At 70.2% G+C, this 15,159-nt stretch carries 17 protein-coding genes; 10 read left to right on the top strand and 7 right to left on the bottom strand.

The annotated features are described in order from the left end of the window. Window positions 1-65 precede the first annotated feature (65 nt). Together FB390_RS26690 and FB390_RS26685 are read left to right on the top strand one after the other, a co-directional pair. Complete coding sequence (locus FB390_RS26690) at window positions 66-275, top strand: hypothetical protein (RefSeq protein WP_141811438.1); 210 nt, start codon at window positions 66-68, stop codon at window positions 273-275. Continuing rightward, window positions 272-1,030, top strand: a complete 759-nt coding sequence (locus FB390_RS26685; RefSeq protein WP_141811437.1) for a hypothetical protein — start codon at window positions 272-274, stop codon at window positions 1,028-1,030. The genes FB390_RS26690 and FB390_RS26685 overlap by 4 nt, the downstream gene beginning before the upstream one ends. 9 nt (window positions 1,031-1,039) lie before the next feature. Here FB390_RS26685 and FB390_RS26680 read toward each other — a convergent pair whose 3' ends face one another. Then, complete coding sequence (locus FB390_RS26680) at window positions 1,040-2,455, bottom strand: MDR family MFS transporter (RefSeq protein ID WP_141811436.1); 1,416 nt, start codon at window positions 2,453-2,455, stop codon at window positions 1,040-1,042. 178 nt (window positions 2,456-2,633) lie between these two features. On the opposite strand from FB390_RS26680, the gene FB390_RS26675 reads away from it, so the two are divergent. The 4 genes from FB390_RS26675 (at window position 2,634) to FB390_RS26660 (ending at window position 5,972) form a co-directional block, all read left to right on the top strand. Next, the gene (locus tag FB390_RS26675; protein WP_141811435.1) at window positions 2,634-2,936 is read left to right on the top strand and encodes a hypothetical protein; all 303 of its coding nucleotides are present in this window, start codon (window positions 2,634-2,636) and stop codon (window positions 2,934-2,936) included. Window positions 2,937-3,251: 315 nt separating this feature from the next. Beyond that, the gene (locus tag FB390_RS26670) at window positions 3,252-3,575 is read left to right on the top strand and encodes a hypothetical protein (RefSeq protein ID WP_141811434.1); all 324 of its coding nucleotides are present in this window, start codon (window positions 3,252-3,254) and stop codon (window positions 3,573-3,575) included. Next, entirely contained in the window at window positions 3,572-4,879 is a 1,308-nt protein-coding gene (locus FB390_RS26665; RefSeq protein ID WP_141811433.1) for a hypothetical protein, read from the top strand. Before FB390_RS26670 ends, FB390_RS26665 begins: the two co-directional genes overlap by 4 nt. Further along, window positions 4,866-5,972: a DUF8176 domain-containing protein gene (locus FB390_RS26660; protein WP_141811432.1), complete on the top strand. Its 1,107-nt coding sequence runs from the start codon at window positions 4,866-4,868 to the stop codon at window positions 5,970-5,972. The genes FB390_RS26665 and FB390_RS26660 overlap by 14 nt, the downstream gene beginning before the upstream one ends. Before the next feature lie 6 nt (window positions 5,973-5,978). Here the strand turns inward: FB390_RS26660 and FB390_RS26655 are convergent, their stop codons facing one another. Both FB390_RS26655 and aztA read right to left on the bottom strand, forming a co-directional pair. Then, window positions 5,979-6,788: an APH(3'') family aminoglycoside O-phosphotransferase gene (locus FB390_RS26655; protein ID WP_246124218.1), complete on the bottom strand. Its 810-nt coding sequence runs from the start codon at window positions 6,786-6,788 to the stop codon at window positions 5,979-5,981. A 10-nt stretch (window positions 6,789-6,798) separates the two neighbouring features. Next, window positions 6,799-7,488: a zinc ABC transporter ATP-binding protein AztA gene (aztA, locus tag FB390_RS26650; protein WP_141811431.1), complete on the bottom strand. Its 690-nt coding sequence runs from the start codon at window positions 7,486-7,488 to the stop codon at window positions 6,799-6,801. Between the two features lie 59 nt (window positions 7,489-7,547). Between aztA and aztB the strand changes: the two genes are divergently transcribed. The 3 genes from aztB to aztD are packed head-to-tail and all read left to right on the top strand — an operon-like array spanning window position 7,548 to window position 11,628. Beyond that, on the top strand, window positions 7,548-9,527 hold the full coding sequence (gene aztB, locus FB390_RS26645; protein ID WP_141811430.1) for a zinc ABC transporter permease AztB: 1,980 nt from the start codon (window positions 7,548-7,550) through the stop codon (window positions 9,525-9,527). Beyond that, window positions 9,524-10,435: a zinc ABC transporter substrate-binding protein AztC gene (aztC, locus tag FB390_RS26640; RefSeq protein WP_141811429.1), complete on the top strand. Its 912-nt coding sequence runs from the start codon at window positions 9,524-9,526 to the stop codon at window positions 10,433-10,435. Before aztB ends, aztC begins: the two co-directional genes overlap by 4 nt. Before the next feature lie 32 nt (window positions 10,436-10,467). Further along, window positions 10,468-11,628, top strand: coding sequence for a zinc metallochaperone AztD (aztD, locus tag FB390_RS26635; protein WP_141811428.1), 1,161 nt, complete (start codon window positions 10,468-10,470; stop codon window positions 11,626-11,628). A gap of 95 nt (window positions 11,629-11,723) precedes the next feature. On the opposite strand, the gene FB390_RS26630 is transcribed toward aztD, so the two are convergent. After that, the gene (locus FB390_RS26630; protein ID WP_141811427.1) at window positions 11,724-12,227 is read right to left on the bottom strand and encodes an ArsI/CadI family heavy metal resistance metalloenzyme; all 504 of its coding nucleotides are present in this window, start codon (window positions 12,225-12,227) and stop codon (window positions 11,724-11,726) included. 100 nt (window positions 12,228-12,327) lie between these two features. Between FB390_RS26630 and FB390_RS26625 the strand changes: the two genes are divergently transcribed. After that, window positions 12,328-12,687, top strand: coding sequence for an Rv2640c family ArsR-like transcriptional regulator (locus FB390_RS26625; RefSeq protein WP_141811426.1), 360 nt, complete (start codon window positions 12,328-12,330; stop codon window positions 12,685-12,687). A gap of 59 nt (window positions 12,688-12,746) precedes the next feature. Here FB390_RS26625 and FB390_RS26620 read toward each other — a convergent pair whose 3' ends face one another. The 3 genes from FB390_RS26620 to FB390_RS26610 form a co-directional block, all read right to left on the bottom strand. Next, entirely contained in the window at window positions 12,747-13,580 is an 834-nt protein-coding gene (locus FB390_RS26620) for an ADP-ribosylglycohydrolase family protein (protein ID WP_141811425.1), read from the bottom strand. 61 nt (window positions 13,581-13,641) lie between these two features. Then, on the bottom strand, window positions 13,642-14,085 hold the full coding sequence (locus FB390_RS26615; protein ID WP_141811424.1) for a YybH family protein: 444 nt from the start codon (window positions 14,083-14,085) through the stop codon (window positions 13,642-13,644). A 123-nt stretch (window positions 14,086-14,208) separates the two neighbouring features. Beyond that, entirely contained in the window at window positions 14,209-15,036 is an 828-nt protein-coding gene (locus FB390_RS26610) for an NAD(P)H-binding protein (RefSeq protein ID WP_141811423.1), read from the bottom strand. Window positions 15,037-15,159: the final 123 nt, after the last annotated feature.

The raw sequence follows: 15,159 nt of genomic DNA, 5'->3' as shown, positions 1-15,159 counted from the left end.
GACCTGTTCGCTACCGTTGTGCACAGGTTCGCAAGTCCCATTCCGTCCAACGCACGGAGGTAGCGATGGCGCAGAAGACGCTGGCCGAACTGATAGACGGCGACCTGCCCCCGGCCATCGCCGCGCTGCCGCCGGACCGTCTGGCGGAGCTGGCCGAGACCGTCGAGCGCGCCGAGCACAAGGAGTTCCACGACCTGCAGGCGGCGGCGAACTCCCTGCTCGATCTGGTGCCGCGGATGCTGCGCGGCGCGGTGAAGAAGGCGGTGCGGATGTGACCGCCCCGGCCACCGACCCGCAGCTGATCAAGCTGGCCAGGACGTTGCGCGTCCCGGTGGACGAGCTCGGGTATCTGGCCGACGTGCCGGATGCGGATCTGCGCCTGTTCCGTATGCAGGTCGCCGACATGCTCTTCGAGCACCAGTCCTTTGGGCTGCGCCGAATCGCGGGCGCCGCCAAGATCATTCCGACGCCCATTCTGGCGAAGCTGGTCGGCCGCCACCACAACGCGCTGCTCGCCGCCAAGATGTCGGCGGTGCTTGACCCCGGACATGCCGTGGACGTGGCCAAACGCCTGCCCGCCGAGTTCCTCGCCGACATCGCCGCTCAGCTCGACGCCCGGCGCGCGGCGACGATCATCGCCGGGCTGCCCCCGGCCACGGTCGCGGACGTCGCCGAGCTGCTCGCCGCGCGCGCCGACTGGATCACCCTCGGCGACCTGATGGCCTCGGTCTCCGACGACGCGGCACGCGTCACCGCGGCGGCGCTGGACGGCGTCGCGCTGACCCGCACGGCGTTCCTGGTCGACGAAGCCACGCAGCTCGAACGCTTCGTCGGCCTGGTGCCGGAAGCGAAGCTCGCGGACATGCTGCGCGCCACCGCCGATCACGACCTGTGGGCCGAGTTCCGCACCACCCTGTCCGCGCTTTCCCCGGATGCCGTCGAGTCCGTCAGGGCGGCGGCCGCCGGTCTGCCCGCCACCCAGCGCGACCGCGCCCTGGCCGAGATCGAAGACCGCCGCGCCGTGGAGTGAGCGCCGGACTCAGATCGTGCCGTCGGCGCGGCGGCTCGGCATCATGGCCGAGGCCACCAGCATGACGGCCGCCATCACCGCCACGGTCACGAAGACCAGATGCACCGCCGAGGCGAGGACATCCGGTGCGGGATGGTCGGTCTCGCCGACCCGGGAGTTGACGATCGCGCCGAACACCGCGACGCCGACGGCGCTGCCGATCGAGCGGGCGAACATGTTGGCCGAGGTCACCACCCCTCGCTCGGACCATTCCGCGCTGGTCTGCGCGGCGATCAGGGTCGGCGTCGCGACCAGTCCCATGCCGGTGCCGATCACGAAACAGGACGCGGCGATCTGCCAGAGCGTCGAGTGCCCGTCGATGAGCAGGGTGGACGCGGCGCCCAGCGTCGCGAGCAGGCTGCCGATCAGCGCGCTGCCGCGAAAACCGATGCGCAGATAGACCTTTCCGGCCTGGGAGGCCGCCAGCGGCCAGCCGAGGGTGAGCGCGCCGACGGTGAGCCCGGCGACCAGCGCGCTCGTGCCGAGCACGCCCTGGGTGAACGTCGGCACATAGGAGGTCAGGCCGAGCAGCACGGCGCCGATCAACACCGACACCAGGCTGCTCGCCACCACCACCCGGCGGGTGAACACCCACAGCGGCAGAATCGGATTCACCGCCCGCCGCTCCACCAGCGCGAAGAGGGCGAGCACCAGCCCGCCGCCGGCGAAGATGCCGATGCTCGCGGGCGAGGACCACGCCCACGCCTGCCCGCCCTCGAGCAGGCCGAGGATGATCGCGCCCGCGCCCAGCGTCAGCAGTCCCGCGCCCAGATAGTCGATGTCCTGGCTGCGCCGCACCGAGTCCTCGGTGAAGCTGCGCACCAGCATCCAGGCCGCGACCGCGGCGAGCGGCAGGTTGATCAGGAAGATCCAGCGCCAGCTGACGAAGTCGGCGAACACACCGCCCAGCAGCGGACCCGCCACCGAGGACATCGCCCACACGCTGGCCAGATAGCCCTGGACCCTGGCCCGCTCGGTGAGCGTGTACAGGTCGCCCGCGATCACCATGGTCATCGGTTGGATGGCGCCCGCGCCGATGCCCTGCACCGCGCGGAAGACGATCAGCGCGACCATGCTGCCCGCGAGCCCGCACAGCAGCGAACCCAACGCGAACACCGCGATTCCGAACATGATGACCGGCTTGCGTCCGACCGTGTCGGCGAGTTTGCCGTAGATCGGCACCGTCACCGCCTGCGCGAGCAGATAGATCGAGAAGAGCCACGGGAACTGGGCGAATCCGCCGAGACTGTCGGTGATGGACAGCACCGCGGTGGCGATGATGGTCGAGTCGAGGGCGACGAGTCCGGTCGCCAGCATCAGCGAGCCGAGAATCGCTCCGCGTTCGGACCGGAGCCCGATGGACGACTGCGCGGTCTCGGTCGCCACCAGCGGCCCCTTTCGTTCGTTCGACTAACCACCTTCAACGAACGTATCGCCACCTCGACTATTCCCGCATGGAATTTTCTCGCTCCTCGGGACGTCCGCGGACCGCGTTCTCACTAGGCTGGCCTGGGCGCCCGGCTTCCGCTGCGGCGCGATCGGACCAGGGAACGAAGGGGCGGAAATGTCACTGCTGGAACAGTTCGGCGCGACGCGGCCGGGCGACGCGAGTGGGCTCGTCTACGGAACCCCGCAGGAGACTCCGGACGGATCGGTCATCGTCACGGTCGCCAGGGCCGGCGGCATGCTGCGGTCGGCCGCGCGACCGGTCGGCCTGTATGTCGTCAAGGACGGCCAGGCCACCTGGACGCCCGCCGTCGACGCTACTCGGGTCGCGCTGTTCGGTCAGACGATCGGCCTGGTGGCGGCGACGCTCGCCCTGCTCGCCATCGTGCGGCGCCCGCCGTGGCCGGACCTGTCCCGCTGAGATCGGTCGCGCGACCTGCTTGGGAAAAAGCCCAGCTCGCCCGTCGTGGAAAACGTTCCGGCCGTGCGGCATCCGACCCGCCGCGCCGGTGATTGCAAGACAGACCGACGATCTCGGGCCGAGTCGTGCGACTATTGGACGAAGGTCGCGAACCGCGCGGGCGCACATCATCGGCGATGGGCACACCCGCACGGCACGGCCAGGCGGCGCCGCCGGTGTTTCGTGGTGATCCGGCGCGGGTGTCGGACCCGGCCAGTAAGCTCGGCTCAACCGTGATGCGACAGCGACAGTTTGGTTTTCCGTGAAGGGGGAACGATGGACACGCTGAAGCTCGACCCGGCGGCGATGGCCGCCTACACCGCGATAGCGGAGACCGTGGCGCAGCAGTTGGCGCAGGCCTCGGCCGCCGCGTCCGGCGCGGTGAACCCGCAGAAGCTCGACGCCGATCTCGGCATGGTCGGCGCGGAGTTCGTCGCGCGGTTCACCGCCGCGGTGTCCGAGCACACCCAGGCACTGTCCACCGCGGGCCAGCTGGTGGCCGCCTACGGTCAGGTGCTGCGCGATTACGGCGCCGCCATGCAGACCGGTGACGCGGAGACCGCGACGGCTCTGGCGAAGACCGGGGAGGAGCTGGCATGAGGCGGCTCAGCGGTTTACGCCGACGGCGACCGACCGAACAGACCAGCACCGATACGCTGCCGGTCGTCAGCAACGATCCGACATCGGACCCGCCGATCGTGGCGGCGCTCGTGCAGCCGATGCTCTCGCTGCGTGCCTCCCTCGGCACCGGCGCCACCCTGCCCGACCGCGCCATCACCGGCGCGCTGTCCGCGGCCGCCACGCACGCCGCCGATTCCGAAGGCCCGCACCGAGACGGTCTGTACGCGCTGGAGTCCACGTGGACCTCGCGCGGCGCGGACGCCGCCGTGCCCGCGCTGCGCACCACCCAGACCGAGATCGGCGAGATCACCGATCGCGGGCCCGCCTATCTGTCGGTGCTCGGCGACGCGCAGGCCACCAGCGCCCGCGCGGCGCGTCGGGTGGATCAGATCATCGCCGACTTCCGCCGAGATGCGCGGGTGATCCTCGGCAACGCGACCGCCTCGCCCGACACCGACGCGGTCATCGAGCGCGCCGCCCAGGCGCTGCGCGACGCGATCGCCACCGTCGGCACCGCGCGCACCGAGATGAACGACCACACCCGCAGGCTGGACGAGATGGGCCCGCTCACCGTCACGCAGCCCGGCGGCATCGGCGGCACGAGCCAGCCGTCCATCGGCGGCACGGTCACGACCACGGTCCCCGGGACCACCGTGCAGGGCCAGCCGCTGGACCCCCAGCAGGCCGCTCAGCTGCAACTCCAGCAGCAGCTCATCTCGGCGGGCGTGCAGCTCGGCACCGCGGCCATCTCGGCGGGCGTTGACATCGGCACCCACCTGATCGACAAGATCGTCGAGGTCGGCACGCACGCCATGGACACCGTCGCCGCGTCGGCGGACAAGGCGATCGAGAAGGCGATTCCGGAGCTCATCAATCCGGGCAGCACCACGAACGGCAACGGCAACGGCGGCGGCACGTCCGGCACCCCGTCGAAGGTGATCGACTTCGGCGGCGGCTCGACGCCGTCGAATCCGGCACAGAACGCGACCGGACCGAGCGCGAAACCCGACGCGCCCAAGCCGGAGGCCAGGCCGGCGCCGCCCACGTCGATCATCCCGCCCACGCCCGCACCGCAGGACGCGCCGCCGCCCAGGTCGGCGCCGGAACCGACCGGGCCGCCCGGCACGCACGGCGGCGTCGCGATGCCGCCGCCGATCGGTGGCGATCAGGACCGCAGGCCGCGCGACGGTCAGCTCGGCGTCACGGTTCCCGCGGCCCTGATCCCCGAATCGGTCACCGTCCCGGCCGCCGTGATCGGCGACTTCGGCGATGACGCGCCCTGACCAGGGCCCGTCGAACAAGGAGCAGGGACAGCCGAATCCGTTCGACACGGGTCTGCCGATGTTGCGCTTGCCCGCGCCGCCCACGGGCAAGCGTCGACGGCGGCGGCCCGCGGGACGTCGACCCGGATCGTCGTACAGCGCGCCGCTGCGCACGCCGGAGCCGCCGCGAATTCCCGAGCCGCCGCACGTGTCCGGGCTGCCGCAGGTGAGTGGACCGCCGCGCACACCGGAAGAGGCCTACCCGCTGGAGCCGCCTGCCGCGCCGCCGGTGCGAAAGCCGCCGCGCCGGATGGGCGAGTGGGCCGAATGGCTCGACCCGCCGACCCGCGCCGAGGAACTTCCGGAGCAGCCGACGGTCGAGATCCGGGTACCGGTCGACGACGAGCCGGAGCCGGACCGGCGCGTCGATGACAGCAAGCCGTTCGTGCCCGCGATCATCGACCGCACCGGCGGCAATCCCGGTCCCGCGCTGCGCCGTCCGCGTCCCCGGCCGCAGGAGCAGCAGCCGGAGCGTGGCAACAAGATCCTGGCGGTGCTGATCGTCGTCGGGCTGCTCGTCGGGGTCGGCTCGATCATCTGGGCGGTGCTACCGAGTTCGGGAACGCGCACCGTGACCGCGCCGACCAGCTCGGTGTCGGCGGCCGACGACGCACCGGCGCCCGCGTCACCCACCCCGACGGGACCCGATTCCCCCACGGCGGTAGCGACTCCCGGGTGCGAACAGCGCCGCACCGGTGATGTCGTGTCGGGCACCGGCATCGGCGGCACCACCGACGGCCCCTCGGCGATCCTCGCCTTCGAACGCGCCTACTACGTGCAACGTTCGGGCCCGGCGGCGCGCGCTGTCGTCGCCGCGGACGCGACGGTCCCGCCCGCCGAGCAGATTCAGCGCGGCATCGACCAGGTGCCGGTCGGGACCCGCTACTGCGTTCAGATCACCCGCACCGCCGTCGGCGCGGGAGATGGGCAGTCGCACTGGGAGGTCCGCCTCACCCAGCAGTATCCGGGTCAGCAGCCGAAGGTCTTCACGCAGATCATCACCACCAAAACCGTCACCGGCCGCACCCTGATCACCGGCATCTCGATGGCTTGATTCGCCTCACCCCCAGGTGAGCGGGTCGAGGTGGAGGTAGAAGCGCTGCCGGTCGGCGTCCAGGTCGGCGCCGTAGCGTTCGGCGAAACGCCGGTCGGCGTCCAGCGCGCTCCGCTCGTCCGGCCAGGTCTCCCGCGAATTGGCAAGCAGCAGGGCGATATCCACGTACGGATCGGCCACGCCGAGGCGGCCCAAGTCTAGGAATCCGGCGAACGACCCGGTATCCGGATCGAGGACGATGTTCGGCAGGCACAAATCCCCATGGCACACCACGGATTCCGCGGCCTCCTGCGCGATCCGCCGGTCCACCTGACCCGCCAGCCGCGCCAAGAGCACCGGCGGCGGCGTGTCGTGCTGTTCCTCGGGCAAGAACTCCGGGTTCACCGCACCGCGGGCCACCACGTCCTGCGCCTTCGCGAACATCGTCTCGACACCCCGCTCGAACGGGCAAGTGTCGGTGGGTATTTCGTGCAGCACGCGCACCGCGTCGGCGATCGATACCCATGCGGCGGCGAGCTTCTCGGCGGACACACGGTCGGCGGGCACGCCGTGGACCGCGCTCGTCACCAAGCAGGCGGCATCGGCGACGTGCCGCCATTCGAGTGGACGCGGGCCGGAAATGCCACGGTCACCGAGCCATTCGGACCGATCGTGCTCCTGCCGTAGCTCCTGCACCGAATCCTCCGCGACGCATTTCGCGTACCGCGAGCCGTCGGCGGCGCGGAACACGGCGGCCCCGGACTCCCCGCTGTCGACCGGTTCCCACTCGGTGTCGGCAGGCAGAATGGAGCGGAATCGGGTCAGCGCATCGGACACGGCATCGACGTTAGCAGCGCGATCGAGGCGCGGAACCGAGCGCGAGGGTCGACTCCGGATCGCCCTCGGCGAGCAACCTGCCGTTCTCCAGTAGCAGGCAGTGGCTGCCGCGCAGCGCCTCGTCGCGCTGGTGGGTGGCGTGCACGACGGTGACCCCGCGTTCGACGACGTCTTCGAGTAGATCCGTGATCCTTTGCCGCGCTTCGGCATCCAGCCCGGTGGTGGGCTCGTCGAGGAGCAGCAGGTCAGCCTCTTGGGCCAGCGCCTGCGCCAGCAGCGCCCGCTGTCGCTGCCCGCCGGAGAGCGTGTCGAGGCGCCGGTCTGCCAGGTCGGCGATGTCCATGCGCGCCAGGCATTCCTCGACAACCGCGCGATCCGTTCGCCGCGGGCGACGCCACGGCCCGAGGTGGGCCCACCGTCCCATGGCGACCGTGTCCCGGACCGTGATCGGCAGCGTCGCGGGCACCGCGCTGTGCTGCACGACGAACGCGGTCCGCCGGATGCCCGGCCGCTCGATGGTCCCCGCCAGTGGCTTCAGCACCCCCGCGAGCGCCGCGAGCAGTGTCGACTTGCCGGACCCGTTGTGGCCGAGCACCGCGGTGATCCGGCCCGCCGGGATGGTCGCGGAGACATCCGCCAGTGCGGCACGGCCGCGGTAGCCCGCCGACAATCCGGCCAGTCGCAGGTCCGCTCGGTTCACACTGTGTCTCCCGTCACTCACTTGTAATGATAACCATTTTCATTCTATGGTGTCGCCTCATGGAGTGGTTGATCGCCCCGTTCGAGGTGTCGTTCGTGCAGCGGGCTCTCTGGGGCGGCCTGCTCGTCTCGTGCCTGTGCGCGATCGCCGGTACCTGGGTAGTGGTGCGCGGCATGGCTTTTCTGGCCGACGCGATGGCGCACGGCATGCTGCCGGGCATCGCGATCGCGGCGCTGCTCGGCGGAAACCTGTTGGTGGGCGCGGCGTTCAGCGCGGGCGCGATGGCGCTCGGGGTGTCGGCGCTGACCAGGAACGAGCGGCTCTCGGCCGACGTCGGCATCGGTTTGCTGTTCGTCGGCATGTTGTCGATCGGCGTCGTGATCATCTCGCGGGCACAGTCTTTCGCGGTCGACCTGACCGGCTTCCTGTTCGGCGACGTGCTGGCGATCCGGGACCGGGATCTGGTCTACCTGCTTCTCGCGTTGCTGGTCGCGGCCGCCGTCGCGCTGCTCGGTCACCGGGCGTTCGTGGCGTTGGCCTTCGACCCGCGCACCGCGCACACGCTCGGGCTGCGGCCGAAGGTCGCGCAGGTGGCCCTGGTCTGTCTCATCACGCTCGCGATGGTGGCCTCGTTCCACATCGTCGGCACGCTGCTGGTCTTCGGCTTGCTCATCGCACCACCCGCCGCGGCGATGTTCTGGGCGCACCGGCTTCCGGTCATCATGGCCGTGGCCGCGCTGCTCGGTTCGCTCGCGACAGTGATCGGACTGCTGATCTCCTGGCACCTCGGTACGGCGGCGGGCGCAACCATCGCGGCGGTCGCGGTGGCGCTGTTCTTCGTTTCCGCGTCGTTCGCCGCGTTGCGCGGCCGTATTCGTCTCTCGGGCAAGAGGTTAGGGCCGTTGGCGCTGGCGGCGGTGTTGCCGTTGGCTGGTTGTGGCGCCGACCAGGTTGCCGACGAAGCCGAACCGGCGCCGCACGGCTACGTCGAGGGTGCGGAGGAGACCGCGGAACCGCAGCCGCGACTCGTTCTGGCGGACAAGGATTCCGGCGCGGTGCGGGTGCTGGACCTGATCTCGGAGCAGGTCACCAGCCTCGCGCCCGCCGCGGGAGTCACCCGCATGGCCGGCGACGGCCGCTACGCGTATCTCTCGACGCCGGCGGGGATCCGAATCGTCGACACCGGCGCCTGGCTGGTGGATCACGGTGACCACGTGCACTACTACAAGGCGCCGATCCGAGACGCCGGCGCGTACGCGGGCGGGCCGGTGGTCGCCGCGGCGGCGGACACATCGGTGGCCGCGCTCGTGCTCGACAGCGGCGACACCGCGCTGCTGGACCGCGCCACCCTGGACGCGGGCTCGGTACCCGACCGCGACGCGCACGCGGGCGGCCCTGCCGTGCCGTCCGGGGAACACACGGTGGTGGCGCGCCGGTCCGACGGCCGAGTGGAGGTTCGGGGACGTGACGGTGCGGTGGTCGCCGCGGTCGCCGAGCCGTGCCAGGATCCGCGCGGCACGGCGAAGACCCGGATCGGCGTCGTCTTCGGTTGCGCCGATGGCGCTTTGGTGGTGAACGTCCAGGAGGGAAGTGCCACCGCGACCAAGATCGCGTACCCGAGGCCGGTCCCGCAGGCCGAGCGCGCGGTCGAATTCCAGCACCGCCCCGGCAGTGCCACGCTGGCGGCCAAGGCGGGGGAGCGCGGGACGTGGCTGCTCGACGCCCGCCGCAAGACATGGACTTTCGTCGAGACCGGCCCGGTGCTCGCGACGAACACCGCGGGGGAAGGCGCGCCGCTGCTGACGTTGTCCGCCGACGGTGTGCTGCACGCCTACGACGCCGCGACGGGTAGCGAGCTCGCGCGCAAGCAGCTCGTCGAGCCCGGCTCCGCCTCGGGCATCGTGGTCGATTCGAGCCGCGCCTACGTCAACGATCCCGCTGGGCGAAAGGTGCTGGAGATCGATTATTCCGACCTGCGGATTGCTCGCACCTTCCCGCTCGACATCGCCCCCGCGCTGATGGTGGAGGCGGGCGAATGAGGGCGGCCGCGCGTCTCGGAATCCTTCTCGCCGCACTGCTCGTGCTCGCCGGGTGCGTGTCCTCGGGCGCCGAGCGCCGCGAGATCATCGTGACCACGAACATCCTCGGCGATCTGACCGAGGCGATTGTCGGCGACGCCGCCGAGGTGACGGTGCTCATGCGGCCCGATGCCGATCCGCACTACTTCGCGATCTCGGCGCAGCAGGCCGCGCGGCTCGAGCGGGCCGGGCTGATCGTGCACAACGGGCTGGGTCTGGAGGAAGGCGTGCAGCGCCACGTCGACGCCGCCGCGCACGCCGGTGTCGCGACGGTGGCGGTCGGCGACCGCGTCGACCCGCTGCGCTATCGCCCCGAGGTCGGCGCCGACCGGCCCGACCCGCACTTCTGGACCGACCCGCTGCGCGTCCGCCGTGCCGTCGAGGTGATCCGCGACGAGGTGATCGCGCACGTCGCGGGCGTGGACGCCGGGGCGGTCCGGGAGCGCGCCGAGCGCTACCTCGGCGAACTCGATCGGCTCGACCGGTGGATGACCGAGCGATTCGCCGCCATCCCGGCCGAACGGCGCAAGCTGGTCACGAACCACCACGTGTTCGGTTATCTCGCAGAGCGTTACGGCTTCCAAGTGATCGGCGCCGTGATTCCGGGCGGCACCACGCTCGCCTCCCCGAGCCCATCGGATCTGGCCGGACTCGCCGACGCCGTGCGCGCTGCCGGCGTCGGCGCGATCTTCGCCGACTCCGCCCAGCCCGATCGCCTGGCCCGCGTGCTCGCCGAACAGGCCGGGCTGCACGTCCGAGTCGTCCCGCTGTACTCCGAATCGCTCACCGGGTCGGGCGGCGGCGCCGAGACCTACCTGGCGATGATGCGCGCCAACACCGAGGCGATCGCGCGCGGACTGGCCCCATGAACGCAGTGTTGGAACGAAAAAGGGAGCACCACATGCACTTTCGGCCAAAGAACGGCAGTGCGCTCGCGCTGTCGGGTCTGCTCACCGCGGCGCTGGCGCTGGCCGGATGCGGCTCGGACGAGGCCGAGCCCGCGGGCAAGCGGATCGCCGAGCCCGTCGCGGTCACCTACGACGGCGGCATCCACGTGCTCGATGGCGCGACGCTCGAATTGCGCGGCAGCACAGCGCTCGAAGGCTTCAACCGCCTCAACCCGGCGGGCGACGACCGGCATCTGATGGTGTCGCACAAGGACACGTTCCGGGTCTACGACGCCGTGGCGGCCGAGTTCACCGATGTCGAATTCCCCGGCGCCAAGCCGGGTCACGTGGTCCAGCACGCCGGGCGGACGGTGCTGTTCGCCGACGGTACCGGCGAAGTCACCTCGTTCGACCCGGTGCGGTTGACCGACGGAAAACCCGCCACCGAGGTCTACAAGGCAGCCACGCCGCACCACGGCGTCGCCATCGAGCTGGCCGACGGGTCGCTGGTCGTCACGCTCGGCACCGAGGAGAAGCGCACCGGTATCGCGGTGCTCGATTCCCAGCGCAAGGAGATCGCCCGCAACGAGGACTGCCCCGGTGTGCACGGCGAGGCCATCGCCGCGGGCGACACCGTGGTCGTCGGCTGCCAGACCGGCGCGCTGGTCTACCGCGGCGGCGTCATCACCAAGGTGGCGAGCCCGACGCCCTACGGCCGCATCGGCAACCAGGCCGGCAGCCCGGAATCGACCGTCGTGCTCGGCGACTACAAGAAGGACAAGGACGCGGAACTCGAACGGCCGCAGCAGGTCTCACTGATCGACACGGTCACCGGCACGCTGCGGCTCGTCGACATCGGCACCAGCTACACGTTCCGTTCGCTCGGCCGCGGCCCGCAGGGTGAGGCGCTGGTGCTCGGCACCGACGGCCGCATCCACGTCATCGATCCGGTCGCGGGAACGGTCACCCGCACCATCCCGGTCATCGACTCCTGGCAGGAACCGCTGAAGTGGCAGCAGGCCCGCCCGGCCCTGTTCGTCCGCGGCGGCGTCGCCTACGTCTCCGACCCGGCCACCAAGAAGGTGCACCGCGTCGACCTCGCCGCGGGCGCGGTCACCGCGTCGGTCACCCTGCCGGACAGCCCGAACGAGTTGAGCGGCGTTCTCGCCCACTGAGCCCGTATTCGCGGCAGCGCCCTGAGCGCGGTTCGAGGTAATGCCCGGATTCCGGCCGTCACATGAGGGGAGGCCGGAATCCGGGCAACGCTGGGTCATCCGCAGCAGGCGGCGCCCGAGGCGACGGCGTCCCGCTTGGCGGACGTGCCGCAGCACGCGCCCTCGGCGACGGCCTCCTCGGCGGTGCCGCAGCACGGCCCCTCCTCCTCGGATCGCGGTGCGGCGCCGAAGGTTTCGCTGTCCGCGAGCACCGTGTAGACCTCCCACCGCTCGGCGTCCGGCGCGGTCACCCAGACCTTGTCCTGGGTGGCGAAACAACATGTCGTCGCCATCTCCTCCTCGGTGAACACGCCCGCGCCCGAGAGCCGCGCGATCTCGGCGTGCACCTGCTCGGAGGATTCCACCTCGACGCCGAGGTGGTTGACGCTGCCGCCGTGGCCCGGGTTCTCCAGGAGGACCAGTTTCAGCGGCGGCTCCGCGATGGCGAAGTTCGCGTACCCGGGCTTGCGCTTGGCGGGTTCGGTGGCGAACAGGGTCGAGTAGAAGGTCACCGCCCGATCGAGATCGTCGACGTTGAGGGCGAGTTGGATGCGAGACATGACGAACACCTCCACTTGTGAGACATATATCGAAGAACTTTCGACTTGAAGTCTCGTCTCCTTTTCGACATATGTCAACAAGGTGCGTAGGATCGGTGGCATGCCGAAGGCTCTGCCCGTGATCGATATGTCCGCTCCCGTCTGCTGCGCCCCCGTCGCCGCGGGGCCGATCGACGACGACGCCGCGCTGGAGGTGGCTCTGCGGCTCAAGGCGATCGCCGACCCGGTGCGGGTCAAGCTGATGTCGCTGTTGCTGACCACCGCGGCGGGCGAGCAGAACACCGGCGACCTCGCCGCCGTGGTCGGCCTCGCCGAATCCACCGTCAGCCACCACCTCGGCCAGCTGAAGAAGGCGGGCCTCGTCGAATCCGAACGCCGCGGCATGAACATCTACCACCGGGCGCGGCGAGACGCGCTGTCGGCGCTGTGCGTCGTGCTGGACCCGAACTGCTGCACGTAGTCGCCCGCCCGGTCGCGATTGATCGCGAAACTAGCTGTCGGATAATAGTTTTCGCAACGTCAGCCGAGTAGGCGGCTGTTCAGTGCGGCGAGGTAGTCGCGGCCGTAGGCGCCGTTTTCCAAGTCGTCCACCAGCACCTTGGGCAAGTCTTCGGTGATCTCGGGGGAGCGTGCGGCGGCGGCGAGGGCGATGGTGGCGACGGTGTCCACGTCGCCGGTGAAGGCGACGCAGGTGCGCAGCAGTTCGCTCATCGTGGTGCTGGTGGACAACGCGGTGAGGGCCGCGCCGACGCTCATGCGCCCCTTGGAGCCGACCTTGCCGCGCCACGGTCGTGACCATCCGAACGGGACGTGACCGTCCATCCACTGCGGCAGCCGCGCCAAGGGGCCGAGTTCGTAGTGGCAGTAGTGCACCGCGAGCGCCGCGGCTTGCGCCGAGGCGATCCCGGCCGGGGTGTCGTGGGTGACGGCGGCCTGCACCGCCGCGTGACGCAGCACCTCGTCGACGGTGGGCAGCAGGCCGATCGGTGTGGCCCGCATGGCCGCGCCGCTCTTGTCGCTGTCCGGCCGGATGCGGCGCAGGAACTCCCCGCCGTCGTGCACGGATTGCAGGAAGTCGTAGAACCGTCCGGCGTAGCCCTCGCGCTGGTCGCGGTGGAACGCCGACACGAATCTGTCGGCCAGCTCGCGCGGCGTCCACGGATCCCCGTCGACGAGCAATTCGGCGATGGCCAAGGTCATTTGGGTGTCGTCGGTGTACGCGCCCGGACGGATGCCGAGGTGCCTCGGGTGCTGCACATAGCCGCGCAGCGTGTTGTGTGCCGCCACGAACGCCGGATCCGCGTACTCGAACCCGGCACCGTACGCATCGCCCACCGCCAACTCGACCAGCACCCGCTGCCCCCTTCTCGTCTCGGGATGATGTTCGCAGGCGGCCGACCGTCTGTCGAAGCCTTTACGGCTGCAAGTCCAGGACGGCGCCGCCGGTGGCGAAATCGGTCGGCGCGGAGGAGTGATCGTGCACGATCAGCCATCGCCCGTCGATCTTGCGGTAGCAGACGGTCCACCGCATCCAATAGTCGAGTTCGGCGCCGTCGTTCATCGTGCCGATCATGCGGTTCAGGCTGTAGCTGAACGCGACGTCCCCGCCGACGGTGATCACGAGGTCGCGGATCTCCATCTCGATCGGACCGTCGAAATTGGCGAACGTCTCGTCCCACGGCTTGCGGTACTCGGACATGCCGACGTACCGCAGCGGTGGGACGATGTCGAACGAGACGGTGTCGGGATCGTGCAGAGCCGCGGCGGCGTCCACGTCCTTGTCGCGGAAGGCCTGTTCCCAGCGATCGATCACCTGCCGGATGGCGGCTTCGTCGCCGAGCTCAACGGGGGATGGCATTGCCGTCTCCTCGGAAGTGTGGGTTTCGGTGTCCTTTCTACCCGCGGTGGCGATTGCCTGTCGTCCCGATTTCCGAATGCCGCGCGTTGAAGCCACTGGCGCGCAGATGATTTGGTCTCTCGACTACAGCCAGTCGCTGCGGTGATCGGCCACCCAGCTCGCGAACGAGCGGGCGGGCCGACCCAGAATCGCTGCCACTTCCTCGGTCACGACCGGTTCGCGCTCGAGCTCGCGGGCATAGCGGTTCATCAGTGCCCGCACGAACTCTTCGTCGAGACCGCGCGCGATCATCGCCGCCTCGGCCGCCTCGGCCGGAACCTCTTGATAGCGAAGGGGTTTGCCGATCACCTCGCCGATGATCGCGACGAGCTGCTCGAGGCTCGATGCCGCCGGGCCGGTGACCGAGAGGCGTCGGCCCAAGAGCGTGTCGTCAACCATCGCGCGCGCGATGACATCGGCGACGTCGCGTTCGTGGACAACGGCCTCCGAGAACGCCGCGTACGGACCGAATACCCTATCGCCCGAGGCGATTTGGGCCCGCCACATGGTCAGGGTGTTCATCGCGAACGAACTGGGCCGCACACTCACCCACGGCAGGCCGCAGCCGATCACCGCCTGCTCCACCTCGGTGTTGCGGTCGCCGTTGAACCGGGACGGCTGGTGCGCCGGATCGTCGTCGGCATTGATGGCCGACATCACGACGACGCGTCGAACCTCCTGTGCGACCGCGCGGCGGAGCAGGTCGTCGACGTGGTCCTTGGTCGCGCGCGGGTGAACGAACAGGGTTTCGGCATCCGCGAGATCCAGTTCTTCGGGCGAGACCAGGTCGACGCCGTCCGGTAGCGCGGCATCGGCTCGCCGGGAAACGGCTCGGACCGGAAGTCCGGCCGCTGTCAGGGACTCCAGCAGTGGGCGGCCGATCACGCCCGTGGCACCGGTGACGACGAACATGCTGACTCCTCTCAGGCGTAAGATATGAATCTCATACTATCTTGGAGCCGTACGAAAGCCATCTGGTTTTCATAACAGTTTCCCGCTGGCTGGACCGGTCGGCCTCCGGCGGGTCGTTGGTGG

Source organism: Nocardia bhagyanarayanae, from assembly GCF_006716565.1.
Taxonomy (GTDB): Bacteria; Actinomycetota; Actinomycetes; order Mycobacteriales; family Mycobacteriaceae; genus Nocardia; species Nocardia bhagyanarayanae.
This window is presented reverse-complemented; position numbering and strand designations above follow the sequence as displayed.